The sequence below is a fragment of the Ekhidna sp. genome (assembly GCF_964218185.1).
GTDB lineage: Bacteria > Bacteroidota > Bacteroidia > Cytophagales > Cyclobacteriaceae > Ekhidna.
Genome location: NZ_CAXPLV010000008.1, coordinates 296601 through 322997, shown reverse-complemented (window position 1 = coordinate 322997; position 26397 = coordinate 296601). Strand labels below are relative to the sequence as shown.

Annotated in this window: 26 protein-coding genes; 5 read left to right on the top strand and 21 right to left on the bottom strand. The window is 40.8% G+C overall.

The genetic code is table 11. The annotated features are described in order from the left end of the window. Positions 1-83: 83 nt before the first annotated feature. Positions 84-1124, top strand: a complete 1041-nt coding sequence (locus tag ACEQZT_RS14175) for a bifunctional transcriptional activator/DNA repair enzyme AdaA (protein WP_370090108.1) — start codon at positions 84-86, stop codon at positions 1122-1124. A gap of 89 nt (positions 1125-1213) precedes the next feature. Here the strand turns inward: ACEQZT_RS14175 and lysA are convergent, their stop codons facing one another. The 9 genes from lysA to rpsT all read right to left on the bottom strand — a co-directional run bounded on the left by lysA (position 1214) and on the right by rpsT (position 9495). Further along, the gene (gene lysA, locus ACEQZT_RS14170) at positions 1214-2422 is read right to left on the bottom strand and encodes a diaminopimelate decarboxylase (protein ID WP_370090107.1); all 1209 of its coding nucleotides are present in this window, start codon (positions 2420-2422) and stop codon (positions 1214-1216) included. 177 nt (positions 2423-2599) lie between these two features. Next, positions 2600-3124 (bottom strand): hypothetical protein, encoded by a 525-nt coding sequence (locus ACEQZT_RS14165; RefSeq protein WP_370090106.1) that lies wholly within the window; start codon positions 3122-3124, stop codon positions 2600-2602. A 26-nt stretch (positions 3125-3150) separates the two neighbouring features. Then, on the bottom strand, positions 3151-4716 hold the full coding sequence (gene rny / locus ACEQZT_RS14160; RefSeq protein ID WP_370090105.1) for a ribonuclease Y: 1566 nt from the start codon (positions 4714-4716) through the stop codon (positions 3151-3153). 62 nt (positions 4717-4778) lie between these two features. Next, on the bottom strand, positions 4779-5063 hold the full coding sequence (locus ACEQZT_RS14155; protein ID WP_370090104.1) for a cell division protein ZapA: 285 nt from the start codon (positions 5061-5063) through the stop codon (positions 4779-4781). 16 nt (positions 5064-5079) lie between these two features. Further along, a complete protein-coding gene (locus ACEQZT_RS14150; RefSeq protein ID WP_370090103.1) occupies positions 5080-5376 on the bottom strand; it encodes a hypothetical protein in 297 nt (98 codons plus the stop codon). 1 nt (position 5377) lies between these two features. Continuing rightward, positions 5378-7789: a phenylalanine--tRNA ligase subunit beta gene (gene pheT / locus ACEQZT_RS14145; protein WP_370090102.1), complete on the bottom strand. Its 2412-nt coding sequence runs from the start codon at positions 7787-7789 to the stop codon at positions 5378-5380. A 69-nt stretch (positions 7790-7858) separates the two neighbouring features. Continuing rightward, positions 7859-8455 (bottom strand): DUF1684 domain-containing protein, encoded by a 597-nt coding sequence (locus tag ACEQZT_RS14140; RefSeq protein ID WP_370090101.1) that lies wholly within the window; start codon positions 8453-8455, stop codon positions 7859-7861. Positions 8456-8480: 25 nt separating this feature from the next. Further along, positions 8481-9173: a DNA repair protein RadC gene (gene radC / locus ACEQZT_RS14135; protein WP_370090100.1), complete on the bottom strand. Its 693-nt coding sequence runs from the start codon at positions 9171-9173 to the stop codon at positions 8481-8483. Positions 9174-9243: 70 nt separating this feature from the next. After that, positions 9244-9495, bottom strand: coding sequence for a 30S ribosomal protein S20 (gene rpsT, locus ACEQZT_RS14130; protein WP_089357503.1), 252 nt, complete (start codon positions 9493-9495; stop codon positions 9244-9246). Positions 9496-9652: 157 nt separating this feature from the next. Here rpsT and acs point away from each other — a divergent pair, with 157 nt between their 5' ends. Beyond that, positions 9653-11548 carry an acetate--CoA ligase gene (gene acs / locus ACEQZT_RS14125; RefSeq protein ID WP_370090099.1) on the top strand — a complete coding sequence of 632 codons (1896 nt, stop codon included), beginning with the start codon at positions 9653-9655 and terminating at the stop codon, positions 11546-11548. On the opposite strand, the gene ACEQZT_RS14120 is transcribed toward acs, so the two are convergent. From ACEQZT_RS14120 to ACEQZT_RS14110, 3 genes are all read right to left on the bottom strand, one after another. Beyond that, the gene (locus tag ACEQZT_RS14120) at positions 11545-12237 is read right to left on the bottom strand and encodes a hypothetical protein (protein WP_370090098.1); all 693 of its coding nucleotides are present in this window, start codon (positions 12235-12237) and stop codon (positions 11545-11547) included. The two genes, acs and ACEQZT_RS14120, sit on opposite strands and share 4 nt — an antisense overlap. 138 nt (positions 12238-12375) lie before the next feature. Continuing rightward, the gene (locus ACEQZT_RS14115) at positions 12376-14769 is read right to left on the bottom strand and encodes a ribonucleoside-diphosphate reductase subunit alpha (RefSeq protein WP_370090097.1); all 2394 of its coding nucleotides are present in this window, start codon (positions 14767-14769) and stop codon (positions 12376-12378) included. A gap of 36 nt (positions 14770-14805) precedes the next feature. After that, positions 14806-15798: a ribonucleoside-diphosphate reductase small subunit gene (locus ACEQZT_RS14110; protein WP_370090096.1), complete on the bottom strand. Its 993-nt coding sequence runs from the start codon at positions 15796-15798 to the stop codon at positions 14806-14808. Between the two features lie 415 nt (positions 15799-16213). Between ACEQZT_RS14110 and rplU the strand changes: the two genes are divergently transcribed. After that, entirely contained in the window at positions 16214-16525 is a 312-nt protein-coding gene (rplU, locus tag ACEQZT_RS14105; RefSeq protein ID WP_348282004.1) for a 50S ribosomal protein L21, read from the top strand. A 6-nt stretch (positions 16526-16531) separates the two neighbouring features. Beyond that, complete coding sequence (gene rpmA, locus ACEQZT_RS14100) at positions 16532-16792, top strand: 50S ribosomal protein L27 (RefSeq protein WP_370090095.1); 261 nt, start codon at positions 16532-16534, stop codon at positions 16790-16792. Positions 16793-16932: 140 nt separating this feature from the next. On the opposite strand, the gene ACEQZT_RS14095 is transcribed toward rpmA, so the two are convergent. From ACEQZT_RS14095 to ACEQZT_RS14070, 6 genes are all read right to left on the bottom strand, one after another. Next, on the bottom strand, positions 16933-17424 hold the full coding sequence (locus tag ACEQZT_RS14095; RefSeq protein ID WP_370090094.1) for an NUMOD4 domain-containing protein: 492 nt from the start codon (positions 17422-17424) through the stop codon (positions 16933-16935). Positions 17425-17523: 99 nt separating this feature from the next. Further along, a complete protein-coding gene (locus tag ACEQZT_RS14090) occupies positions 17524-17973 on the bottom strand; it encodes a sterol desaturase family protein (protein WP_370090093.1) in 450 nt (149 codons plus the stop codon). A 40-nt stretch (positions 17974-18013) separates the two neighbouring features. Further along, positions 18014-18856, bottom strand: a complete 843-nt coding sequence (locus tag ACEQZT_RS14085) for a phytoene/squalene synthase family protein (RefSeq protein ID WP_370090092.1) — start codon at positions 18854-18856, stop codon at positions 18014-18016. Beyond that, a complete protein-coding gene (locus ACEQZT_RS14080) occupies positions 18853-20355 on the bottom strand; it encodes a phytoene desaturase family protein (RefSeq protein WP_370090091.1) in 1503 nt (500 codons plus the stop codon). Before ACEQZT_RS14080 ends, ACEQZT_RS14085 begins: the two co-directional genes overlap by 4 nt. Beyond that, positions 20345-20851: an RNA polymerase sigma factor gene (locus tag ACEQZT_RS14075; protein ID WP_370090090.1), complete on the bottom strand. Its 507-nt coding sequence runs from the start codon at positions 20849-20851 to the stop codon at positions 20345-20347. The genes ACEQZT_RS14080 and ACEQZT_RS14075 overlap by 11 nt, the downstream gene beginning before the upstream one ends. Positions 20852-20969: 118 nt before the next feature. After that, positions 20970-21860 carry a MerR family transcriptional regulator gene (locus ACEQZT_RS14070; RefSeq protein WP_370090089.1) on the bottom strand — a complete coding sequence of 297 codons (891 nt, stop codon included), beginning with the start codon at positions 21858-21860 and terminating at the stop codon, positions 20970-20972. A 93-nt stretch (positions 21861-21953) separates the two neighbouring features. Here ACEQZT_RS14070 and ACEQZT_RS14065 point away from each other — a divergent pair, with 93 nt between their 5' ends. Beyond that, the gene (locus ACEQZT_RS14065; protein WP_370090088.1) at positions 21954-22259 is read left to right on the top strand and encodes a DUF4286 family protein; all 306 of its coding nucleotides are present in this window, start codon (positions 21954-21956) and stop codon (positions 22257-22259) included. Here ACEQZT_RS14065 and ACEQZT_RS14060 read toward each other — a convergent pair. From ACEQZT_RS14060 to serS, 3 genes are all read right to left on the bottom strand, one after another. Beyond that, positions 22256-22702 (bottom strand): N-acetyltransferase family protein, encoded by a 447-nt coding sequence (locus tag ACEQZT_RS14060; RefSeq protein WP_370090087.1) that lies wholly within the window; start codon positions 22700-22702, stop codon positions 22256-22258. The two genes, ACEQZT_RS14065 and ACEQZT_RS14060, sit on opposite strands and share 4 nt — an antisense overlap. A 61-nt stretch (positions 22703-22763) precedes the next feature. Next, positions 22764-24902 (bottom strand): prolyl oligopeptidase family protein, encoded by a 2139-nt coding sequence (locus ACEQZT_RS14055; protein WP_370090086.1) that lies wholly within the window; start codon positions 24900-24902, stop codon positions 22764-22766. A 73-nt stretch (positions 24903-24975) separates the two neighbouring features. Further along, positions 24976-26259: a serine--tRNA ligase gene (serS, locus tag ACEQZT_RS14050; protein WP_370090085.1), complete on the bottom strand. Its 1284-nt coding sequence runs from the start codon at positions 26257-26259 to the stop codon at positions 24976-24978. Positions 26260-26397 lie beyond the last annotated feature (138 nt).

Sequence of the window (26397 nt, the reverse complement as noted above, 5' to 3'; positions counted from 1 at the left end):
ATGATGGCCTTCATAGGGTACTGAAAAAATGCTTGTTCAATTTTCGGTTGTTTGATTAAGCAGGTCAACTCTACATTTGAATCATGATTACTCTTCCCTCATTTGACGAAATGTACCAAGCTCTTCTGGACAAAAACTCTCAATATGAGGGAGTTTTTGTTGTAGGAGTAAAAACAACAGGCATTTTTTGTAGACCTACTTGCTCTGCTCGAAAACCGAAAGCAGAGAATGTTGAGTTTTTCTCTCACACCAAAGAAGCGCTAACCAATGGATATCGCGCTTGCAAAGTTTGCAGACCTATGAAAGAGTATCAATCAGCTCCGGAATGGCTGGTGCCTCTTTTGAAAGAAGTGGAAGCTGAGCCAGAGAGGAAATGGAAGGATTATGAACTCACCCAGATGGGATTTAGCCCCTCTCGGATTAGAAGATATTTCAATAAAACACATGGTATCACATTTCAAGCCTATCTTCGGATGAGTAGAATTAATGGTGCATTTCTTAAGATAAAAGAAGGTCAGACTGTGACGCAATCCGCATTTGAACAAGGGTATGACTCACTGAGTGGCTTTTCTGAAACATTTAAAAATTTGACAGGATTTTCTCCGGGCAAACAAGGTCAGATTGTGACTATCAATCGTATTCACACCCCGCTTGGTCCAATGATGATTGGAGTAACAGATGAGGGATTGTGTTTATTGGAATTTACTGATAGAAAGATGCTAGAGACTCAGCTGGATGTGTTGAAGAAGCGTATGAAATCTGAATTGGTGACGGGAAAGCATCCCATTATAGATCAGACAGAAAAACAGCTGGAGGAATATTTTGAAGGGAAAAGAAAGGAATTTTCCATCCCTCTGGTTGTGCCTGGTACTGAGTTTCAGCAACGAGTATGGGATGCGCTTAATAAAATTCCGTATGGTGTAACCCGATCATACAAACAGCAGGCCGATGTAGTAGGGGATGTGAAAGCGGTGAGAGCAGTGGCACGAGCTAATGGAGAAAATCGAATTTCTATCATTATCCCGTGCCACCGGATTATTGGTTCAGATGGCAGCATTGTTGGCTATGGTGGAGGTGTCCACCGCAAACAGTGGTTGCTCAAGCATGAGTTCGAAAATCAGTGACCCTTCAATTCAGAAGAGGTCATGCTACCGTAAGAAGCATCTCATAATTAAAAAGAGATCCTTCACTGCAGTTCAGAATGACAAACGTGCTAAAAGCCAATTTCCGCATCTACTTGTGTACTCATCATGTCTTCAATTGTCTCTCGACGCTTGATTAGATAGTCCTTTCCTTTATAAAAAAGAACTTCGGCAGGTCTAGGACGAGAATTATAATTAGAAGCCATGGTAGAGCAGTACGCTCCGGCATTTTTAAATACCAGCAAATCATTTTTTCGCACCTCAGGAATGATCCTGTCAGACGCAAATGAATCAGTTTCACAGACATAGCCAACGACATTATAAACCTTCTTTTCCCCTTCCGGATTTGAGAGATTTTCTATATGATGGTAGGCATGATAAAACATAGGTCGGATAAGGTGATTGAATCCTGTATCTAAACCTACGAATGTGCACGATGTGGTTTGCTTGATTAGGTTTGCTTTTGCAACAAAGTAGCCAGCATTGCTCACCATATATTTTCCAGGCTCAAACTCCAGCGTGTATTCTTTCCCTTGTTTTTCACAAAATTCATTAAAAGCCTTGCTAAACTTTTTCCCGAATGCTGAAATGTTGGTGTGGAGATCGTCTGGCTTATAAGCCACTTTAAATCCACTTCCAAAATCAATATGAGTCACTGTGTCAAACTTCTCAACTACACTAAATACCAACTCGGCAGCTTTTATGAAAATATCAGCATCCAGGATGTCTGATCCGGTATGAACATGCACTCCCATCACGTTGATGCCTAGTTTTTTTACGATCCTTTCAATGTTGGGGACCTGATGGATTGAAATTCCAAACTTTGAATCGATATGCCCAACGGAAATGTTCTGATTTCCCCCCGCCATTAGATGCGGGTTTATGCGGATGTAGATTGGTACTTTAGGATGATTCATCCCAAAATACTCCAGAGTGTAGAGGTTATCAACGTTGATTTTCACTCCTAAGGCAATTGCCTCTTCATACTCTTCCGTTGAAATATTGTTTGGGGTGAAAAGAATGTCCTCAGCGGGATATCCTGCCAGAAGGCCTAGTTGTACCTCTTCAATGGAAACACAGTCCAATCCAGCTCCGAGTGATTTGAAGAGTTTTAGAACAGCTTGGTTGTTAAGTGCTTTGCAAGCATAGTGTACCTTCAATTTATCAACCTTAAATGCCTGGGTAAACTGTTTGTAGTTTTCCTTCATCTGGTTGGCGTCATAAATGTAAAGAGGTGACCCGTAGGTTTCGGTGGCTTGAATCAAGCTTGCGTGTTCCATTTTAAAATTTGTAAATCTGTTAAACAAAAAAACCGAAGCGCTAACTCCGGTTTTGAAAAATCTTTTTTTTGAAAATATTGTCAATAGCCGGACCTACAGGAGTCGTTTAGACTTCTTATCAGATTTAATCTTATTTGTCCAGTTGTTGATCATGGCCTCAAAAATATACAATAAGAATTATTGAACGGATGAAAGATCTATTATTTCAAACCCTCCAGTTGCACTGCCCGTAAGTGTAATGTCTGTATCAATATCAACGTCAAATGTTAATGTATAAACATTCCCAGATCCAGTAATGTTGACAGTACCACCCGATGCGAATGCTCCTCCATTAGCAGCATTATTGGCGTCAGCCACCAACACCAGGGCTCCTTTATTACCACTTAAATCAAGTGAATAAACTCCTGACTGAAATGAGTCTCCTTGGGAAAAAATTATCACACTAATTAGAATTTCTCCTTGGAAAGAAGCTTCATCTGTCGATGCATCATAGCTTAATGGCCCGTCAGCTAGAAAGAAGGTGGCCGCATACGATCCATCTTCTGCATGCTCACCAAATAATCCATCCGTTATGCTTATGGCATTGCCATCATAGGTTAATGTGCCACTCAGGCCAATCTGAATATCCCCACCATCATCTTTACCGCAAGATGTGATAAACAAGATGCTGAGAATTGAGAGTGAGAATAATATCTTTTTCATAATTGTATTTTTAATAAAGTTAATCTTTACTTAGCAAACGCCACAGCACGCGTTTCCCTTATCACAGTGACTTTTATTTGTCCTGGGTACTGCATGTCTTTTTCTATTTTCTGAGAAATATTGAAAGACAAATCGCTGGCTTTTTTATCATCTACATTCTCCGCATCAACAAGTACACGTAGCTCACGACCGGCTTGTATTGCATAGCATTTATTCACTCCCTCAAAGTTTAATGCAATGCTTTCCAAGTCTTTCAATCGCTTGAGGTATTGCTCCATGATCTCTCGCCGAGCTCCTGGGCGTGAACCGGAAATAGCGTCACATGCCTGTACAATTGGTGAGATCATGGATGTCATCTCGATCTCGTCGTGGTGAGCACCGATTGCATTGCAAACTTCCTTGTTTTCCTTATACTTCTGAGCCAGTTCCATCCCGATAATTGCGTGAGGTTTCTCCGGCTCATCCGGCCATACTTTTCCAATATCATGAAGTAACCCTGCACGCTTGGCGAGCTTAGGGTTCAAGCCTAGCTCCGAGGCAAGCGTTGCACATAGGTTGGCGACCTCCCTGGAGTGCTGTAGAAGATTTTGACCGTAGGATGATCTAAATCTCATCCGGCCAACCATTTTAATTAACTCTGGATGTACCCCATGTATACCCAGGTCTATCACGGTTCGTTCACCGATCTCTACAATTTCCTCGTCAATATTTTTGGCCGTCTTATTTACAATTTCCTCGATTCGAGCGGGGTGGATCCTACCATCTTGCACGAGTCTATGAAGCGAAAGTCTTGCGATCTCTCTGCGAACAGGATCAAATCCGGAAATAATGATCGCTTCAGGAGTGTCATCCACGATGATTTCTACACCGGTTGCCGCTTCCAAAGCTCGGATATTTCGTCCCTCACGTCCGATTATTTTTCCTTTTATATCATCGCTCTCAATATTAAATACTGAAACAGTATTCTCGATAGCATTTTCAGCTGCAGTTCGTTGTATCGCATCTATGACCACCTTCTTAGCATCTTTATTGGCAGTCATCTTGGCCTCTTCCACAATTTCCTTAATGTGAGCTGATGCACTAGTTCTGGCTTCATCTTTCAAAGCCTCCATCAGCTGAGCTTTTGCTTCTTCAGCTGGTAGGTTGGCGGCTTTCTCCAAAATAGCCACCTGCTGTTTTTGCATTTTTTCATACTCATCTTTACGCTGACGAGCAATTTCCATCTGATTGGAAAGCGTCTCCTTCAGTTGTTCAAGCTCATCTTCCTTTCGTTTTACCTGTTCGAATTGCTTGTTGAGGTTAGCTTCTTTTTGTTTCAGCTTTTGCTCATTGGTAATCAGGATGTTTTTCTTGCGAGCAGATTCTTCTTCAAACTCACTTCGCATTTTAAACAAGCTTTCTTTTGCTTCATGAATCTTGTCTTTCTTGATGCTTTCTGCTGTGACCTCAGCTTCCTTGAGTATAAGCTTGCTTTGCTCTTCGGCCTCTTTTACTTTTTTGCTGGCTGTTTTACCTTGAAGTACGCGACCAACGAGGATGCCAATAACTACTCCTCCTATGGCGGCAATGATTATTACGATTGTGGTGTCCATGTGTATGTTATTTATTTTAAATAACAGGACAGTCAGATGTGCAATATCAAGTGGCTAAAATATCAGATCGTGCTTGCGATGAGTTGGTTAAGTTTTGAGATTTCTCTTAGAGCAAAATCATCAGATGCTTCCGATGCTTCTTCTCTTTTTAATTTCTCTACCAGACAATCAAAAGCTACCATGGCTACCAAGTCTTGCGTATCATCTATGCCGAATTGGTTTTGGTAATTTTTTATTTTCTCATTTAATAATTTCCCTGCTCTACGTATTCGCTCTTCGTCCTCTGCCTTCACTCTCATGGGATACTCCCTGTTCCCAATTCTGATTTTTATGGATAGTTCTGCCATTCGGTTTCTTAATTTTTTACTCTGCCAAATGGGCAATACATTTATCTATCTCCTTGATATAGCCATCAATCGTCTCCTTCAGCTGTGCTGAATCCCCTTCACTGACTACCTTGTTATTTACTATTTTACTTACTTTCATTTGGTTTTGAAAAGAATTCAGATTCGCCTCCTGGCTTTTCATCTTCTCTTTCAGGATGCCGTTTTCATTTCTGGTTTGAATCAATTCATCTTTGAGGCGCTTGTTTTCACTAAGCACCAGCTGAATCTGCCTCTCCAGATTTTGAAATTCACGATATAGTTTCTCGCTCGGCATCTTATTTTCGTATCACAGCCCCGAGTTCTTTTTCATACAAACTCATGAGTCCGCTCATACTTTTATCTATCTGTTTATCTGTTAAAGTTTTGAATTTATCTTGAAGAAAAAAACTAATTGCGTAAGCTTTTTTTCCTTTTTCTATTTTATCCCCTTCGTAGACGCTAAAAAGGTTCATTCTATTCAATAATTTCTTTTCCTGATTGAAGGCAAGTTGCTGAATGTCAGAATAAGAAACGCTCTTGTCCAATACAAGTGAAAGGTCTCTTTTCACCTCTGGGAATTTAGGAATTGGCTCGTAAGCTATGTCTGATTTGTATAGACTAATAACCGTTTCCCAGTTGAGTTGAGTATGATAAACATCCTGCTTTATACCGTAAATCGAAAGCAACTCTTTCTTGAGTTTACCCAGAATACCGAGCATCTTACCTTCTTTTTTAATGACTACACCATATTCATAGAGTGTGTCTTTCTCTGAAGGAATAATCTCAGTTTTTCGGATGCCAGCATATTTTAGCATCCCCATCACGGTGGTGCTCAGGTCATGGAAGGAACTTCTACGTGGCTCATCAAGCCAGTTTGCCTCAGAAGTGTTGCCAGTGAGGTAAAATGATAGCCATTCAGTTTCCTTATACTCCTTATCTTCTTTCTTGTAAGATCGTCCAAACTCAAAGAACTTCAAATTTGGATTACGGCGGTTGATATTGTATGCTACAGACTCCAGCGCTGTATAAACAGGTGACGTTTTCATGATCGTCAACTCTTCACTCGATGGATTGAGCATTTCTACAGGCTCACCTCCCAGAGGAAACATCTTATAGTATTTCGGATTGGTGAGGGAATTGGTTAAGATTTCAGAGTAGCCCCTACCAGCCAGAAATTTAGATAAGTCTTCTTGCACACGATAAGGCTCATGCTCATTAAACTCAGCCAGATAATCAGTGGAGAAGTCTTCATCCAACTCGATTTCGTTAAACCCATAGATTCTCAGAACCTCTTCAACTAAATCTGCAGGGCGTGTGACATCACTGCGATATGCCGGAACGATTGCTTTAAATCCAGTCTCGGTTACGTTCTTGGTTTCAATGTCCAGCCAATTGAGTATTTCCAGGATCAGTTTATTATCTAATGATTTCCCTATCAACCAATGGAAATTCTGGAACGTAATGTCAATCTCTTTTTTCTTTATTGGAGCAGGGTAAATATCAATAATTTCTGAAGCGGCATATCCGCCCGTAAGTTCCAGAATCAAAGAAGTGGCCAGCTTGATAGCTGAAACAGTCATTTCAGGATCGGCACCACGTTCATATCTGAAAGATGCATCCGTAGAAATGGTATGCCTTTGAGCTGTTGACCGAATCCCGTCAGCATTCCAATATGCACTCTCAAGAAAGATGTCGGTTGTAGATTCGGTAACTCCGGATTTAAGACCACCAAACACCCCGGCAATACACATACCTTCTCCATCTCCATTGCAAACCATAAGGTCGTCGTTGGAAAGCTTTCGCTCCTTGCCATCCAAGGTGGTAAAAGATGTTTTGTCTTTTAACGTTTGCACAATGATTTTATCTCCTTTCACATGATTTGCGTCATATGCGTGCATAGGCTGACCAATGGAGTGAAGCACATAGTTAGTAATGTCTACTACATTATTGATCGGCTCAAGGCCGATGGATCGTAGCTTCCATTGTAGCCAGTCGGGTGAGGGTTGAACTTTCATCCCACGGATTGTAATGCCGGAAAATCTCGGGCATCTTTCCTTATCCAGTACTTCAACAGAAATAGGTCTGTCAGTTTTTATGTCAAATTTTATTGGCTGAGGCGTAATTAATTCTTTTCGGAAATAGGCTTTTAAATCCCTCGCCGCTCCCATGTGAGATGTTGCGTCACCTCTGTTCGGGGTAAGTCCTATTTCGAAAATATGATCTTCTCCTGTTTCGAATAGTTCGATAGCAGGTGTTCCGTTTGGTTTGTCTGTATCCAAAATCATGATTCCGTCATGGCTGGTGCCAAGACCTAATTCATCTTCAGCACAGATCATCCCTTCGGAGACTTCACCTCTGATTTTAGCTTTCTTGATTTTAAATGGTTCTCCTTTCGTGGGGTGGATGGTAGAATTCACAGTAGCCACCAAAACTTTCTGACCAGTGGCCACATTGGGAGCGCCACAGACAATATCAGATAAGTTTTCAGCGCCAATATCTACCTTGGTAATTTTAAGTTTGTCAGCATTTGGGTGGGGTTCGCAAGAAATCACTTCACCAACCACAATTCCCTTTAGTCCTCCCGGTATCTTCTCTACTTTTTCAATCACCTCAACTTCGAGTCCGGTTTGAGTTAAAATATCCCCCAATTGCTCAGGAGTCTCTTTAAAATCAATGTATTCTTTCAGCCAATTGTATGAAATCTTCATTCTTGCTCGTCTCTGAATTAAGTGAGCAAAAATAAGGAATCTACTTAGCTGCAGAACGGGTTTTGGATGCTAATAAGGATAATTCTTCTCTCCAGCTTCAATCGCTATCTCAAGCAGGTTGTCGGGAGGCGGGAGCGGGCAGGTGAAATCGTCAAAATATGCACAATATGGATTGTAAGCTTTATTGAAATCGAGCGTGACCTGATCAGACTTCCCAATCACCACATCTAGATATCTTCCTCCCCCGTAGGTGATTTCTCCGCTTGTGGCATCCCCAAAGGCAAGTAAATATTGATTGCCAAAACCCAGAGCCTTAAGAATGAGCAGTGAACATTGCTGTCCATTTATTTTGAAAGATACATTCGCAAATTTGAGATAGGTAGTCGTGGTGCCATCACTATTCCCGAGTGTCAATGTTTCTCTTTTTGTAAAGCGATTCAGCTTTGCATTAACCTTATAGTCAGCGTCTGGCTCAAAAAATTCAACTTCTTTATACTCGACTTTCTTTTGTACAAAGGGACTTGCTTGAGAGGTTCTGAAGAAGTTATGTCTCTCTTTCCAATAGTCATTGATTTCCTGAGTGTACGCTTCATTTGAACCTCCGGATTGGGTGATAACGAAGAGAATAATCGCAACAGGGAATAGAAGTATCCACGCCTTTTTCATGCTTCAAATTTAGGTTTGAAATACTTCAAAGCATATTCTCATCGGCGAAACTGAAAAATCCCTGATCGGTAATGATAAGATGATCAAGCACAGTGATGTCTAGAGATTTACCAGCGTCTTTTATCCTTTTAGTTAGGTTGATGTCCTCCTGACTCGGTTTCAGGTTGCCACTCGGATGATTATGCGCTAAGATTAACCCGCTAGCGGTTTCTTCCAGAGCTCTCTTAAAGATAATTTTGGCATCTACCACAGTACCGGAGACTCCACCTCTACTGAGCATTTCTTTTTTGATGACTTCATTATTTCTTTTAAGCAAAAGCAGCCAAAACTCTTCATGATTTAAATCCATGAAATCGCCATGCAAAAGGTGGAAAGCATCCTTTGAAGAGCCAATCTTCACTTTTTTCAAAGGCTCGGAATTTTTTCTCCTCCGTCCAATCTCAAGAGCAGCCACAATGGAGATGGCCTTTGCTTCACCAATACCTTTAAATTTTTGAAGATCTTTTACCGAGAGCCTAGCCAGATTGGATAGATCATTTTCACACTGGTTGAGAATGTATTGAGAAAGCTCTACAGCTGTTTGATCGCGATTTCCTGACCCAATTAGAATGGCGATAAGCTCAGCTTCCGACAATGCTGCCTTTCCTTTAAGTAGCAACTTTTCTCTGGGGCGATCTTCCTCTGCCCATCGCTTTATCGTCAAACGGTTGTCTTCCATAAGAAACCGTAAAATAAAAAACCCTGCACAATTGCTTGTGCAGGGTAAAAAAAATGTCTTTTAATAAAACTTAAAGGCCAGCTACGTGCTTAGTCAATTGAGACTTAAGATGCCCTGCTTTATTGTTATGGATAATGTTCTTCTTAGCTAGTTTATCCACCATTGAAATAACTTGAGTCAAAAGCTCTTCACCAGCCTTTTTATCAGTTGTTTCTTTTAGTCTTTTAATGAATGTACGAGTGGTTTTATGCTGGTATCTGTTTCTCAGCCTTTTCGCCTCGTTACTTCTAATTCTCTTAAGTGCCGATTTATGGTTTGCCATAACGCTTATCTGTGTTCCAAAATTTTAGGACGGCAAAGATAGGAGTTTTCTTATTAAATGAAAAAGCTTTTTTCGGAATTGAAAATTAGTTGAACAATACTGTCAAATCCCTCCTTAAAATGTGTAGCAAAGTTCACCATTTGTTAGATTTAAAAATATGAATGACTTTACAAAGCCCCATCGAATTTCATCATTAAGCGAATACACCAAAGCATATGACCAAAGTATAAATGACCCTGAAGGATTTTGGTCAGATATAGCTGAATCTTTTGTGTGGAAGAAGAAATGGAATCAAACCTTGAAATGGGATTTTATAAAGCCGGATGTAAAGTGGTTTGTAGGTGGTAAGATGAATATCACGGAAAACCTTCTTGATCGTCATTTGAAAGAAAGGGGAGATCAAACTGCAATATTATGGGAGGCCAATGAGCCCAGCGAACCTGCTCAATCTATAACTTATAAAGAGCTTCATGCAAAAGTCTGCCAGTTTTCCAATGCAATGATTGCCAATGGTGTAGGAAAGGGCGATCGTGTGATTATCTATATGCCGATGGTGCCCGAGGCAGCCGTTGCAATGCTGGCATGTGCAAGAGTTGGGGCTATTCATTCGGTTGTTTTTGCCGGTTTCTCATCTACAGCCCTGGCCGATCGGATTAATGACTGTGAAGCAAAAATGGTTTTAACATCCGATGGAAATTTTCGAGGTGCTAAAACGATTGACGTAAAGGGGGTGGTAGATGAAGCACTGGAAAAGTGTGATACTGTAGAAAAGGTGATTGTATTTCAACGTACAAAGTCCGAGGTGCAGATGAAAGTGGGAAGAGATTTGTGGTGGCACGATGCAATTAGAGATATGTCTGAGCAACATGGCGCAGAGGAAATGGATGCAGAGGATCTTTTGTTTATTCTGTACACTTCAGGCTCTACAGGCAAGCCAAAAGGAGTGGTACATACCTGCGGCGGATATATGGTCTATACCTATTATTCATTCCTAAATGTCTTTCAGTATAAGCCGGGGGATATCTACTGGTGTACGGCCGATGTAGGGTGGATTACTGGTCATTCATACATTGTCTACGGTCCCTTGTTGGCCGGAGCTACTACCATTATGTTTGAAGGAGTGCCGACTTATCCTGATGCCGGCCGTTTTTGGGAGGTTTGCGATAAACATAGGGTGAATCAGTTTTATACTGCCCCTACGGCTATCAGAGCCTTGCAGGCACATGGATTGGAGTATGTTCAAAAGCATAAACTTGATACACTAACTGTTATTGGTTCGGTAGGCGAGCCAATTAATGAGGAGGCATGGCATTGGTATCATGAACATATTGGAAAGGGGAGATGTCCATTGGTAGATACCTGGTGGCAAACGGAGACAGGTGGAATTATGATCTCTGCATTGGCAGGGATTACTCCAAATAAGCCTGCACACGCCTCATTGCCTTTGCCAGGGATTCAACCCGTAATTGTGGATGCGGATGGGAATGAACTGGAAGGGAATAATGTAGAGGGAAATCTGTGCATAAAATTCCCATGGCCTTCAATTCTGAGGACGACTTATGGTGACCATGAAAGATGCCGTCAGACCTATTTCTCGACTTATGAAAACAAATACTTCACAGGAGATGGCGCCAAGCGAGACCATGATGGTTACTTAAGAATACTTGGAAGGGTGGATGATGTAATCAATGTTTCGGGCCACAGAATGGGTACTGCAGAGGTAGAGAATGCCATAGATGAACATCCGAAGGTTGTGGAGTCTGCTGTGGTTGGTTTTCCTCATGATATAAAAGGACAAGGCATTTATGCTTTCGTGATAGCAGAGGAAGACGGAATTGAAGAAGAAATCAGAGCAACAGTAAGTAAAATGATCGGACCCATTGCTAAGCCCGATCATATTCAGTTGGTTTCAGGTCTGCCCAAAACACGTTCGGGTAAAATCATGCGACGTATTCTTAGGAAGATTGCCAGCAAAGACACTTCCAATATGGGAGATACTTCCACATTGCTAAATCCGGAGGTTGTGGATGAGATTATAAAAGGAGCTTCTTAGTTTTTGAATGCAGTGAGAAGGGAATAACCCATCAAATCACCTTTTTGATTGTAGTTTTCATTTTTCACCATTCCCACCTCCTTTGCAAACCAGGAAGCAGAAAAACTTTCTGTGGTTTTGTTCATTCCCATCATGTTCATTTTCACGATGGTTTTTTGAGTGATTTTAAAAGTATCAAATGAGCCTGCCGGAGTGTCAAGGGATTCTGATTTTTCCACTTTTCTATCAGTAATGGTCATGTCCATCTTTATAGTCATACCCGCAGCACCCGACATTTTGATGGTAACTGTCCCAGAGCCATCAGGAAGGGTTTGACCAGGCTGAAGATCATTTGGAATGGAAATGAAGTCTCCCTCCACGGTTACATCTGCATCACCATACTGATTCAGCATTTCTTCTGGAATGAAGTTGTTGAAATCAAACTTTAGGGTATTGCCCTCACAGATGATCGTGTAGTCACCATTGGCAACCTCTTCACCTTTTTTATCATAGAAGACATTCTTTACGGTGGCAGATGAAGCCTCTACAGAAAGTATTGTGCTAGATGTTTTTCCTTGCTCTTTCCCTTTTTTATCATAGGCCGTTTGCTCGAAGCTTACGCCCTCTTTGAATGGGAAAAAAGAATCGTCGCATTGAGAAAATGCAGAAATCGTGCAGAGTGCGAAAATGAGTGTGAAAAGCTTTTTCATAGTGTGTGATTTTTATGAAAAGCAATTTACATAAATATATATAGATGAAATAGGATAATTTATGGTAGGTATATAATAAAAAACCCCATCCGTGAGCGGATAGGGTTCCAAGAATTACACTTATAAAATATTACTTCATCAAGAGCCGCACATTTCGCATCCTTCCGGATCATCTAGCGAGCATTGCATTGCTGCCTGTTGATCAATCTGTGCTTGCGTTGCTGCTGCCGTCTGAGCGGCTGTAGCTTCCTTTGGCTGCTCCTCCTTTTCTTTTGATACGGTAAACTTGATTGCATCGGTAGCTGCCTTTGTTCTCAAGTAGTACATGCCTGTCTTCAATCCTTTCTTCCATGCGTAGAAGTGCATTGATGTCATCTTACCGAAGTTTGCATCCTGAAGGTGGATGTTTAAGCTCTGGCTCTGACAGATGTAAGCTCCTCTGTCAGCAGACATATCAATAATTGCTTTTTGCGAAATCTCCCAAACAGTCTTATATCTCTCTTTGATGTCATCCGGAATCTCAGCGATATTTTGAATAGATCCATTCTCCGCTTTGATTCTATTCATCATACGCTCATCCCACAAACCAAGATCGATCAGTTCGCTCATCAGGTGCTTGTTCGCCACAATGAACTCTCCTGAAAGCACTCTTCTTAAGTATAGGTTAGAGGTGTACGGCTCAAAGCACTCATTATTTCCTAGGATTTGAGAAGTGGAAGCTGTTGGCATAGGGGCAAGAAGTAATGAGTTTCTCACTCCATGCTTTTTCACTTTTTGCTTTAGATCAATCCAATCCCATCTTCCGGAATCTGGAGTCACACCCCACATGTCAAACTGGAAAATGCCTTTTGAAACTGGTGAGCCTTTGAATGTTTCGTATGCTCCATCTTCTTGCGCAATCTCCATGGAAGTTTCCATCGCAGCGTAGTAGATGGTCTCGAAAATCTCTTTGTTTAGTTTTCTTGCCTCGTTAGATTCAAAAGCCATTTTCAAAAGCAAGAACGTATCTGCCAGTCCCTGCACACCGATACCGATAGGGCGGTGCTTCATGTTGGAATTTCTTGCTTCTGGTACCGGGTAGTAGTTCACATCGATCACCTTATTCAGGTTTCGTGTCACCACCTTAGTGATTTCATATAGTTTTTGATGATCAAATTTGCCATCAATTACGAATCTTGAAAGTGCGATTGATGCCAAATTACAAACAGCCACTTCATCTTTAGAAGTGTACTCCATGATCTCTGTGCATAGATTGCTAGATCGAATGGTGCCAAGATTCTTTTGATTCGATTTTTTGTTTGCTGCATCCTTATAAAGCATATAAGGTGTGCCTGTCTCGATTTGCGCTTCAAGGATTTCAAACCAAAGATCTTGTGCCTTTATGGTTTTTCTTCCTTTTCCTTCACGCTCATATTTTTCATACAGTGCTTCAAATTCATCACCGTACGCTTCAAATAATCCAGGACACTCGTCCGGCGACATCAATGTCCAGTCACCGTTTTCTTCTACTCGCTTCATGAAAAGATCTGGAATCCAAAGTGCATAGAACAAGTCTCTTGCTCGCATCTCTTCCTTACCGTGATTCTTTCTTAGATCAAGGAAGTCAAAAATGTCAGCATGCCATGGCTCCAGGTAGATAGCAAAGCTTCCTTTTCTTTTTCCACCGCCCTGATCTACATATCGGGCAGTCATATCAAAGTTTCTGAGCATCGGCACAATTCCATTTGACGTACCATTGGTGCCTTTAATGTAGGCTCCTGTTGCTCTCACGTTATGGATGCTAAGTCCGATACCACCAGCAGATTGAGAAATCTTTGCGCATTGTTTTAGTGTGTCATAGATTCCATCGATGCTGTCATCCTGCATAGAAAGTAGGAAGCACGAAGAAAGCTGAGGTTTTGGTGTTCCAGCATTGAAAAGAGTAGGAGTGGCATGGGTAAACCACTTCTCAGACATTAAGTTATAAGTCTGAATAGCTGAATCAATATCCTCACCATGAATACCGACAGAAACCCTCATCAGCATATGCTGTGGACGCTCCACAATCTTACCGTCGAGTTTCATTAGGTATGAACGCTCTAGTGTCTTGTAGCCAAAGTAGTCGTAGTTGTAATCTCTATCATAGTCCACAGCATCGTCTAGCCTCTTGGCATTTTTTCTAATGATACCGTAGACTTCTTTTGAGAGTAATGCCGCATTCTCACCTGTTTTAGGATTGATGTACTCATACATTCTCTTCATAGTATTAGAGAATGAAGTCTCGGTCACTTTGTGGAGGTTGGAGATTGAGATGCGTGCTGCAAGCTTGGCAAAATCAGGGTGACGTGTTGTCATCGTAGCAGCAGTCTCAGCAGCAAGGTTGTCTAGCTCGATGGTAGAAACACCATCGTACAACCCATCAATTACCTTTTTGGCAATTTCTACAGGTTTTACATAATCTGCATTTAAACCATAACACAGCTTCTCAATTCGAGCTGTGATTTTGTCAAATTTTACTGACTCTCGTCTTCCGTCTCTTTTTACAACTAACATAGGGCTATCGTGGTAAGGTGATTACTATAATATTTTTTAAAAGTCTTCGTCTAATGAGAATTTAGATTTTCCACTATCTCCATCCATCACTCCTGCTTTTTGGTACTCGCCAACTCGTTTCTCAAAGAAGTTGGTTTTTCCCTGAAGGGAGATCATCTCCATAAAGTCAAATGGATTGGAAGAGTTATATACTTTTTCGCATCCGAGCTCACTCAATAATCGATCAGCAACAAATTCGATATACTGACACATAAGATCAGAGTTCATGCCGATAAGTTTTACTGGAAGTGCATCAGTCACAAATTCTTTTTCTATTGTCACAGCATCTTGTATGATCTTCTGTACTGTTTCTTTCGGAAGCTGATTTTTGACATGGTTGTTATATAGTAGGCATGCAAAATCACAGTGCAGGCCTTCATCTCTTGAGATAAGCTCATTAGAGAATGCCAGCCCAGGCATCAGGCCTCTTTTCTTTAACCAGAAGATGCTACAGAAACTACCTGAGAAGAAGATGCCTTCAACGGCAGCAAAAGCCACGAGTCGTTCTGCAAATGATCCTTCATCGATCCACTTTAGTGCCCAGTCTGCTTTTTTCTTCACACAGTCCATTGTTTCAATGGCATTGAAGAGATAGTCTTTTTCTTTCGGGTCCTTTACGTAGGTATCTATTAATAAGGAGTAGGTTTCAGAATGTATATTTTCAACTGCAATTTGGAAGCCGTAGAAAAACTTAGCTTCTGTGTATTGTACTTCCGCAACAAAATTCTCAGCCAGATTCTCATTCACAATTCCATCACTGGCAGCAAAGAAGGCAAGCACATGCTTGATGAAATGTTTTTCATCATCACTCATAGTGTTGCTCCAATCTTTCAAATCCTGACTAAGGTCAATCTCTTCTGCAGTCCAGAAGCTGGCTTCTGCTTTTTTGTAAAACTCCCAGATGTCATTATGCTGTATAGGAAAGAGAACAAAGCGGTCTTTATTCTCTTTGAGGATTGGTTCTTCTACATGTGCTGCTACGTCGCTCATAATTTCTGTTATTCAAATAGGTGTTAGTCTATTTATAAACAATAAAACGTCCCTAAGCTCACGAATAAGTGTGCTTTTTAAAAACTTTTTAAGTCTCGGGATACAGCCCTAAGAGTGGTTTATTTTTCTCGGCGGCTTGTCTACAAATGTGTTTAAAATGACGCGAAAATCCAAGCAGTTATTACGGGTACGGAAGGTGTAATTTGGATATTAAATATTTATTATAACGAATTGTATTTTAGAGATTTAGCAACCAATTTTGTAATTGGTACTTTGAGGAAAACACGCAGAATAGAGGGTGAAAAAAAGTGAAAAAAAAATAAAAAATATTTTTCTATCATTTTATCCACACTCCCTATTTGGATATTGAGAGTAGAATGGTATCTTTGCACTCCTTTTTCAAAAGAAGACAATAATGTACGCGATAGTAGACATTGCTGGGAAGCAGTATAAAGCAGAGAAAGACAAGTTTCTTTACGCTCCATTGATGGAAGGTAAAGAGGGTGCAAAAGTAGACTTTGATAAAGTGCTACTTGTGGATAACGATGGTAAAGTAAAAGTAGGAGCCCCTACAGTTAAAGGAGCCAAAGTTTCTGCAAAGATTCTTGAGCATGTGAAAGACGATAAAGTGATCGTGTTCAAAAAGAAAAGAAGAAAAGGCTACAAAGTGAAGAATGGTCACCGTCAGCAGTTTTCTAAAATTTTGATCGAAGACATTAAAGGATAAAATCTCATGGCACATAAGAAAGGTGTAGGTAGTTCGAAAAACGGAAGAGAGTCGGAAAGTAAACGACTAGGTGTAAAAATCTTCGGTGGACAGAAGGCTGTAGCTGGAAATATTATCGTTCGCCAGAGAGGTACAAAGCACCATCCGGGTGAAAACGTAGGTCTTGGAAAAGATCACACTTTGTTTGCATTGTCTGACGGTGTAGTGAAATTCCACAAAGGGAAAAAAGACAGATCCTACGTGAGCGTAGAGCCATCTGCTGAATAATTTCAATTCATTTTTTTAGAAGAGATTTCACCATCGCGAATGTGATGGATGAGTAAGATATTGCGTTAAGCGATTTAGGTTAGGTTAGTTAGAGAATAAAAGAGGGTTCCATTTGGAACCCTCTTACTCTTTATACGCTGTTAAGCTTTTGCTTTGTTCTTTTTCGGTCTTCCCGGAAGTACAGTGTCTGGCTTGAAGCCATTCTTATATCTCTTCTTCCTGGTTTTCCACACTTTATAGTTGTTTTTATTTCCAACTTCAAACTGCCACTTCATATGCTCGGATGGGGTCATCCACTCCAGGTTTTCGAAGTAGTTGTTTCTTGGATTGTTGTCTTTGTGAATGATCATGGTCTTCTCAGCATCCTTGTTTTTCACAAAAACCTTCGCTGTTTCTTTGTGAGGATAAACAGTTCTTCGCTTTCCGTTATCATCTATTAGATCAAGGAAGTAGCATTTGCATATTTTATTCCAACGCTGACGCATAAGTTTGCCACGCAGTTTCATGTGCGTTTTACTTCCTTTATGCCACACTTTTCTGCTCTTACTGCGTATTTTTCCTCGGTTAGAAATCTCGTAATTTGAGAACCCTTCAATAGGGCCCCACTCTTCTTCTTTTTTCTGTTCTGCCATTTAGCTCGCTTTTTTTGGTTTGATAAAAGAAGCTGATTCTTTTAATGATGATCAAATGTAACGATTTTACGTAAATTATCAAATGATAATAAAGAAACGTTATTTTTGATACTTCTTAGGAGCGTATAGAAATCCGAATGCTTCAGCTCCTTCTTTGGTATGTTTTTCATGGTGTACGTAGTGCGCTTTCATAATGCGCCTCATGTACTTGCTCTTAGCCTTGAAGGGCACTTTAATTCTTCTATGTACGATCACATCGTGAAAGATGAAATAAAATACGCCGTAGCAAAGAATACCTATTCCAATATAAAGCAACCACCAATATTCATCGTAATTATTATACCCAAGGTAAATTGTGAGTATGGACGGAATGCTGAAAACTACCGAAAATAGATCGTTCATTTCCAACGCATGATTGTGGACTTTGTGGTGTGACTTATGCCAGCTCCATAAAAGTCCGTGCATAATGTATTTGTGGGTAAACCATGCTACCCCTTCCATGAATAGAAATGTGCCTATTACGATCAATATGTTAATTAGTATTCCCATTATCTGTCTGCACTAATAACTTTGGTAAAGGTACTCTTGTTCACCCAACAATGAAGTTTAGTTTATGCAGTAGGTAAGATTTGATGAGAAGTAAGAATTTTTTAAAATTCGGAATTCGGATTCTTTCGGATTTTATTCGCTCTGGTGAAAGTCTCATTATTTTCTTGAAAAGCACAGAATAATAGATGTAAGCTAAATAGACCCCCGCACGAACTCCTTTGGGTAACTTTTTTATTCCAATTAATGCTTTGTCGAATTCATCTTTGATATCTAGTTCAATCTCCTTTTTTTCTTCTCGACTAAAGCTTCGAAAATCAATTCCTGGAAAGTAGACTCTTCCTCTTTCATCATAATCACTTTTGATGTCGCGTAGAAAATTTACTTTTTGAAAAGCTGAGCCAAGATGCTTAGCAGGGGTGAGGAGATCCTGGTATTGTTTGTTATTTCCATCACAGAAAACTTTGAGACACATGAGCCCCACCACCTCAGCGCTTCCGTAGATGTATTTTTTATATTCAGGATCTGCATAGTCTGTTTTGCTTAAATCCATCTCCATGCTTACCAGGAAAGCCTCGATCAGGTCATGATCTATTTGATACTGATTTACCACCTTTTGGAATGAGTGAAGTACCGGATTTAAACTTATTTTTTCTTCAATCGACTTATAGGTGTCTGTCTTAAATCGCTGAAGAAGTTCTTTTTTGTCGTGATTGTGGAATGTGTCTACTATTTCATCAGCATATCTCACAAACCCATAAATCGCATAAATCGGCTCGTGATATCTTTTATGCAGTGTACGTATCCCCAATGAAAATGAGGTGCTATAGGTTTTCGTAATTAGCTTACTACAATCGAAAGCGGTTTGTGTGTAGAGATCCGTCATGAATTTTTAAAAATAGGGAAATCTTTGCCTATTTCTTTCGCTACCACCTCTCCTGAAATAAGCGAGGGAGGTACACCGGGCCCAGGCACTGTTAGCTGGCCGGTGTAGTATAGGTTTTTAAGTTTCCGATTTTTTAGCGTTGGTTTTAGAATAGCGGTTTGACGGAGAGTATTTGCAAGTCCGTAGGCATTGCCTTTGAACGAATGGTAATCTTCAATAAATTCTTTGTGTGCATAGCTGCGCTTGGTCAAGATATGATCGCGAATATTTTCTCCAGTAAAAGCCTCAAGTTTATCCATGATCAGCTGAAAATATTTTTCTCTAGTTTCCGGTTTGTCTTCAATATCCGGAGCAACAGGGATCAGAACAACTAAATTTTCTTTTCCTTTTGGTGCCACAGAGTTATCAGTTTTAGAGGTCGCAGAGACATAGAGCAAAGGCTTACTTGGCCACTGAGGAGAGTTATAGATTTCGCTGGCATGCTGCCTAAAGTCTTCATCGAAAAAGAGGGTGTGATGCTCAAGGTTTGGGAGCTTTTTATCTACCCCAATATAAAACAGAAGAGACGATGGGGCGAGTACGCGAGAGTCCCAATATTTTTTGGTGTAATTCTGAAACTCCTCAGGTAAAATATGTTGGTCGATGTGGTGATAATCGGCTCCCGTCACCACCATATTACACTCATACGAAGCAAGGGGAGTGTTTACTGATGAAATTCTCTTTCCATGAAATGAAAAGTGAGTTACTTCTTCACCCAGTTTCATATCCACGCCAAGTTCTGTTGCAAGTTTTACCATTGCTTCTACTACGGAATTCATTCCACCTTTTGGATACCAAGTTCCCAGAGAGAGGTCTGCATAGTTCATTAGGCTGTAAAGGGCTGGTGTGTTTTCTGCCGTAGCACCCAAAAAAAGAATAGGAAACTCCATCAACTGAATGAGTCGTTCATCTTTGAAGTGCTTTCTTACATGCTTGGAGATGGAAGTGAACACATCCATTTTAAACATTCCAAGCAGAAGCTTAAGATCAACAAACTCAAGCAAAGATCGGCTGGGCTTGTACACAAGATCTTTGACCCCAACATCGTACTTGAATTTTGCCTGCTTTAAAAAGGATCGGAGTTTAGTGCTGCTCCCCGGCTCAATTTTTTCAAAAAGTGCTTCAAGCTCCTCCATGCTGGCAGGAATGTCTATAACATCATTTTTGAACTTGATTCTGTAGGAGGGATCCAATCGGTCGAGCTGATAATAGTCAGAAACCTTCTTTCCGAATGTGCCAAAAAACTTTTCGAAAACATCTGGCATCCAATACCAGGAAGGTCCCATGTCCCAGGTAAAGCCAGCATCTGAATAGCTTCTGGCTCTTCCACCCGGCTGGTCATTTTTTTCCAGTAGTGTAACCTGATAGCCCATTTTTGCCAAGTGGCAAGCACAAGAAAGGCCGGAAAACCCGGCCCCTATCACAACTACTCTACTACTATGGAAATTTTTAGTTGGCATACACTTTTAATCCCTTCTTGAGTTCTTGCCTGGCAATATGGATTCTGTTTTTAACAGTGCCAATAGGAATGCCAAGCTTATCGGCTATTTCATGATATTTATACCCTCTAAAATACATGTTAAAAGGTACTTTGTACATGTCTTTCAATTCATCCATTACCCCTTTAATATCTCTCATGATAAAATTACCAGTTGCATTATTCTCTATTGCGGTACTTGAGGAATTTAGAAAATGACTGTTTTCAGTAGTGTCGATAAACGTATTTCTTCTGACCATTCGCTGATAGTTGGTGATGAAAGTATTTCTCATGATTGTGTACATCCATGCCTTAAGGTTAGTGCCTGTCTGAAATTTATCTCTATTGTTGAAAGCCTTGAATACGGTTTCCTGAAGTAAATCATTGGCTTCTTCAGTATCCTTCGTCAACTTCATAGCATAGGGCTTAAGCAAACTTGTTAGGTTTTCAATCTTATATCCGAATTCTAAAGCTGTCATTTTGTTTAATTTTTTGATTAGAATATTAAACGAAGTTATGAATATTTTGTTTAATAAAAAAATAAAAATGTTAAACATTATTATTTCAAATCTGACAGAGCTGAAAAAAAGTGACTAATTAAGCTTCGTCTAAAGTGATTGCTCGGGTGAGCTGAGATAAGTCTTCAAATTGTCGCAGGATTTTCACATTTGAAGGAAGTTCTATTTCTTCATCTATGACACGGCTACCAGTAATGTATACTTTGCTGTCCTTAAACTTACCACCAAGCTGCTTTACAAACTGATGCACCTCATTGGGGTCAGGCGCGGTGGTCATGGCCGTCATTAGGTAGTCTGGGTTGAGCTTGTGATATACTTCTTCCAGTGCTTCTAACGGAACCGTCTGACCAAAAAAAACGGTTCTGAATCCCTGAGATCTAAGCAAAAAATTAGCATAGAGAATTCCCAATTCATGCAATTCTCCCTCTGGGAGGAATAAAAGAAACAAGGGACTACTTTCATTTACCTGAGCTTCGTCAGTTGCTACAATTAGCTTTTGCCTAACCAGGTGAGAGATGAAATGTTCCTGTGCGGGATTGATTGAGTTTATCATCCATAGAATCCCTATTTTTCTCATGAAAGGATAGACTATCTCCAGCATAGCTCGCTCAAAGCCCAATTTGCCAATACATTCATCAAGGACGGATGTAAAGCTTCGCTCATCCAGATCGATCATAGCTATGGTGAGTGCGCTTATTTGATCCTCATGAGAAAGTTGCTCTCTTCCGATCTTTTCTACCTCCTGGGCTAATGCCTCTTTCGGTAACGCAACGATCTTGCTGATTTTGATCCCATGATTCTTTAGGGATGCTATGTTTAGGATCAGCTTTAGGTCATCGTCATTATAAAACCGAATATTTGTTGCTGTTCGCTGAGGCGAAAATAAATTATAGCGCTGTTCCCATATCCGGATTGTATGTGCCTTTATGCCTGATAGATGCTCCAGGTCTTTGATGGAATAGACGCTCATGCCCACAATAACCAGCAGTTAGATAAAATTGTTTGAAACCTAGATATGTTAGTTTCTCGTTTCCTTACTTTGCCAAACCTAATAAAACAACGAATGATATTATACAATGTGACTGTCAATATAGATGCTGATGTGGAGCAGGACTGGGTGGAATGGATGAAGGAAACGCATATTCCTGAAGTTATGGATACAGGTTTTTTTGTAGAGCATCGCATGATGAAGATGCTTTCTGAAGGTCAGGATGATACTGGAGCTACCTATGCAATTCAATACATGGCAGAAACATTAGGACATTTGGAAACTTACTTAAACACGGTGGCTCCAAAAATTCAAAAGAAATCAATCATTCGGTATGGAACGAAAATGGCTGCTTTCAGAACTGTGCTGGAAGAGGTTTAAAAGTCAATGTTGCAATTGATCCAGTCATCTTCAAACCTGGTATTGTACTTCTTGTAGAAATTGATGGCTGGCTCGTTCCAGTCCAGCACCTGCCACATCATGCCGGTACAGCTGGTTTCTTTGGCGATTTCCAAGGTTGCATCGAAAAGCAGCTTGCCAGCTCCAACGCCACGCCTTGATTCGGTCACGACAAGATCTTCCAAATAAAGTCTCTTCCCCTTCCAGGTGCTGTAGCGATAGTAATAGATTGATGTTCCGATAAGATTGCCATTCTCTTCACAAACAAGGAATCCATAAACAGGCTGGTCTCCAAAACCATCTTCTTCCATTCTTGAAACTGTATTTTCTACCTGATCAAGCGCCTTTTCATATTCAGCAAGCTCCTTTATTAAGTTCAGGATTTTGGGCAGATCTTTCTTTTCTCCTTTTCTGATTTCTAACATGGTATAAAATTAAAAAACCCTGCACTTGTGAGGAGCAGGGTTTGAGTACTGATAATTTCGATTACATCTTTTTCTTAGCCAATTCAGGGATCACACCCATATTGTACCAGGCATATGAGTACATATCGGCATTCAGTTCGATGCGTTTTTCAGTGGACATCCCGGCTCCATGCCCTGCTTTAGTTTCAATTCGAATAAGCAGCGGATTAGGGTTGTCAGGATTTTTTTCCTGAAGTGTAGCAGCATACTTAAATGAATGAGCTGGCACTACTCTGTCATCATGATCAGCCGTAGTTACCATAACTGCCGGATATGTTGCATCAGGATCAATATTGTGAACAGGAGAGTAGGAGTAGAGGTATTTAAACATTTCCTCTGAGTCTTCAGAGGTGCCATAGTCTGCCGCCCACGCTCGTCCGATGGTAAAGTGCTGATAGCGGAGCATATCCATCACACCCACCATTGGGAAAGCCACCTTGGCCAGGTCAGGTCTCATATTTATAGTGGCGCCTACAAGCAGTCCTCCATTGGATCCTCCCTGAAGAGCGAGGTAATCTGAAGAAGTATATCCTTCATTGATCAGATACTCGCCTGCAGCTATAAAGTCTTCAAACACATTGATCTTTTGAAGCTTGGTGCCAGCCTTGTGCCATTCCTCACCGTACTCACCACCACCACGGATATTTGGCATGGCAAACACTCCACCATTTTCAAGCCATACCAGTCGTGAAGTACTAAATGAAGGCTTCAGGCTAATGTTGAATCCACCATAAGAATAGAGCCACGTTGGATTTTTGCCATTCATTTCAATACCTTTTTTGTGGACAATAAACATGGGAACTTTCGTGCCGTCTTTGCTGGTGTAGAAGACTTGCTTGGTTTCATACTCGTCCGGGTTGAAATCCAGTTCCGGTCTTCTGTGTAGTTCTGATTCACCACTTGATATATCGTATTTGTAAACAGAATATGGAACGGTGAAGGAAGTAAAGCTGTAAAAGAGTTCTTCATCTTCAAGTGCACCCCCAAATCCACTTGCAGTACCAATGCCTGGTAGATCCACATCCCTGATCAAATTTCCCTGATAGTCGTATTGCTTAATTGCAGTTTTAGCATCTATGAGGTAAGAAGTGAAAATATTTCCCCCTGCGGTGCTAGCTGTCATCACATTTTCGGTTTCGGGGATCATGTCCACCCAATTTTCCGAAGTAGGATTTTTGTAATTCACTCGCACAATTCTGTTGTTTGGTGCTTCCAGGTTGGTGTGGATAATCAAATCATCGCCATCATTGTCTACGATATAATGGTCATTCTCAAATCCGGTAATGATAGGCCGGAAGTCACTGGCAGGGTCAGAGAGATCCTTTACATATAGTTCATTGCCACTAGTGCCTGTGTAAGAATAGATGAAAAGAAATCTTTCGTCTTCACTCACACTTGCGCCAAATCGATTTTCAGGATTATCAGGGTTGGAGTAGATCAATTTGTCCTTCGATTGATCCGTTCCGACTTTGTGATAGTAAACCTTCCCGTATTGATTGGCAGCTGAGAGCTCATCGCCCTCTTTGGGTTCATCAAATCGTTGATAGTAAAAGCCATCTTTATACCAACTCATTCCGGAAAACTTGATCCACTTGATTTTATCACTTAGCAATTCTTTGGTTTCCGTATGCATGATGAATGCCGTTCTCCAGTCCGATCCACCCTCTGAGATACTGTAAGCTGTGTATTTGTAGTCATCTGAAAAGCTAAGCCCACCAAGAGCAGTTGTGCCATCATCCGAGAAAGAGTTTGGATCTAAGAATACTTCAGGCTCATCCTCAAAATTTTTCACTCGATAGAGTATCGATTGATTTTGAAGGCCATCGTTTTTGTAGAAATAGTAATAATCTCCTCCTTTGAAAGGAGCACTCACTTTCTCATAATCCTCGAGTTCTGTAAGGCGCGCCTTCACCTCATCCCTAAAATCGATATTGCTGAGGTATGCGTTGGTTACCTGATTTTGGGCGGTCACCCAATTTGCTGTTTCGTCGGAAGTATCATCCTCAAGCCAGCGATAGGGGTCAGAAACCTCAGTACCAAAATAGATATCTGTGGTATCTGTTTTTTTAGTCTCCGGATAGTTAAGATCAAGAGCCTGTCTTTCTTGTGGTTGGCAAGCCCATAGAAGAGCAATCGCCACTAGGTAGGTTAATTTTTTCATAGCTTTCAATTTATTGAGCTATGAATTTAAGCATCCGCTAAGAAATCACCGAACTACTTTACATCAGAGGTTGCTAGCTTTTTCTAATCTCCTTAAATCCGAGGTATGGATGCAGAACTTCCGGCATTTTGATATGATCTCCTGCCTGATTGTTTTCCAGCAGTGCCGCCATAATTCTCGGGAGCGCCAAGGCACTACCATTTAAAGTATGCGCCAGTTCTTTTTTACCTTCTGCATTCTTGATTCTGAGTTTGAGTCTATTCGCCTGGAAGGTCTCGAAGTTTGATACAGAACTCACCTCCAGCCACTTTTCCTGTGCAGCAGAGTACACTTCAAAATCATAGGTTATCACAGATGTGAATCCAAGATCACCCGCACAAAGCTTAAGGATTCTGTAAGGCAGCCCCAAAGACTTAATCAATTCCTCAACATGCTCTACCATCTGATCCAGTACTTCATACGATTTGGATGGCTCCACCACTTGAACAATTTCTACTTTGTCAAACTGATGAAGTCTATTCAGTCCCCGAACGTGCGAGCCCCATGATCCTGCCTCTCTCCTAAAACAAGGTGTATGTCCGGCATGCTTGATAGGTAGTTGATCTTCCTTCAGGATTACATCTCTATACATGTTGGTGATGGGAACCTCAGCCGTTGGAATTAAATAAAGGTCGTTTGCTTCCATATGATACATCTGACCCTCTTTATCTGGTAGCTGTCCTGTACCAAGACCCGAAGCTTCATTAATTACCACAGGAGGTTGTACTTCTTCATATCCTGCTTCGGCAGCTTTGTCTAGAAAATAATTGATCATTCCACGTACCAATCTGGCTCCCTGCTTTTTATAAAAAGGGAATCCAGCGCCGCTCACCTTATTTCCAAGCTCAAAATCCACAATGTCAAATTCTTCAATCAGATCCCAATGTGGCTTCTTGTGCTCACCAAGGTCAGGAATAGTATCATCAACCGTTTTTACAACCTCGTTATCTTCATCAGATTTGCCGGCCGGTACAGACTCATGAGGAATATTCGGGATATTATACAGATGCTTAGATAATGAAACCTCAACACCGCTGAGTTCTTCTCCCAGCATTTTGCTTTTCTGTTTCAGATCAGAGGTTTTTGCTTTAGCAGCCTCTGCCTCATCTTTTTTTCCTTGCTGAAATAGCTGACCAATCTCTTTAGCCAACTTATTTGATTCGTGCAGGATTTCATCAAGCTCGCCCTGGAGTTTTTTGCGCTGATCATCAAGCTTTAGTACATCTTTGAGTAGCATTTCAGCACCCTCTATACCTCTTTTTTCCAGTCCTTTTACACAGCGACCAAAATCTTTTTCTATAGTAGCAACCTGCAACATTGGATTGTAATTTTCTTTCAGGTCGCAAAGAAAAATGATTTTGAACTGAAATAACCCCAGATTTTATATTTAGTAAATTTTTAGTTGCTATTTGTGAAATAGTGGGGGATAGTCTATCATTGCGAAGCAATCCACGAA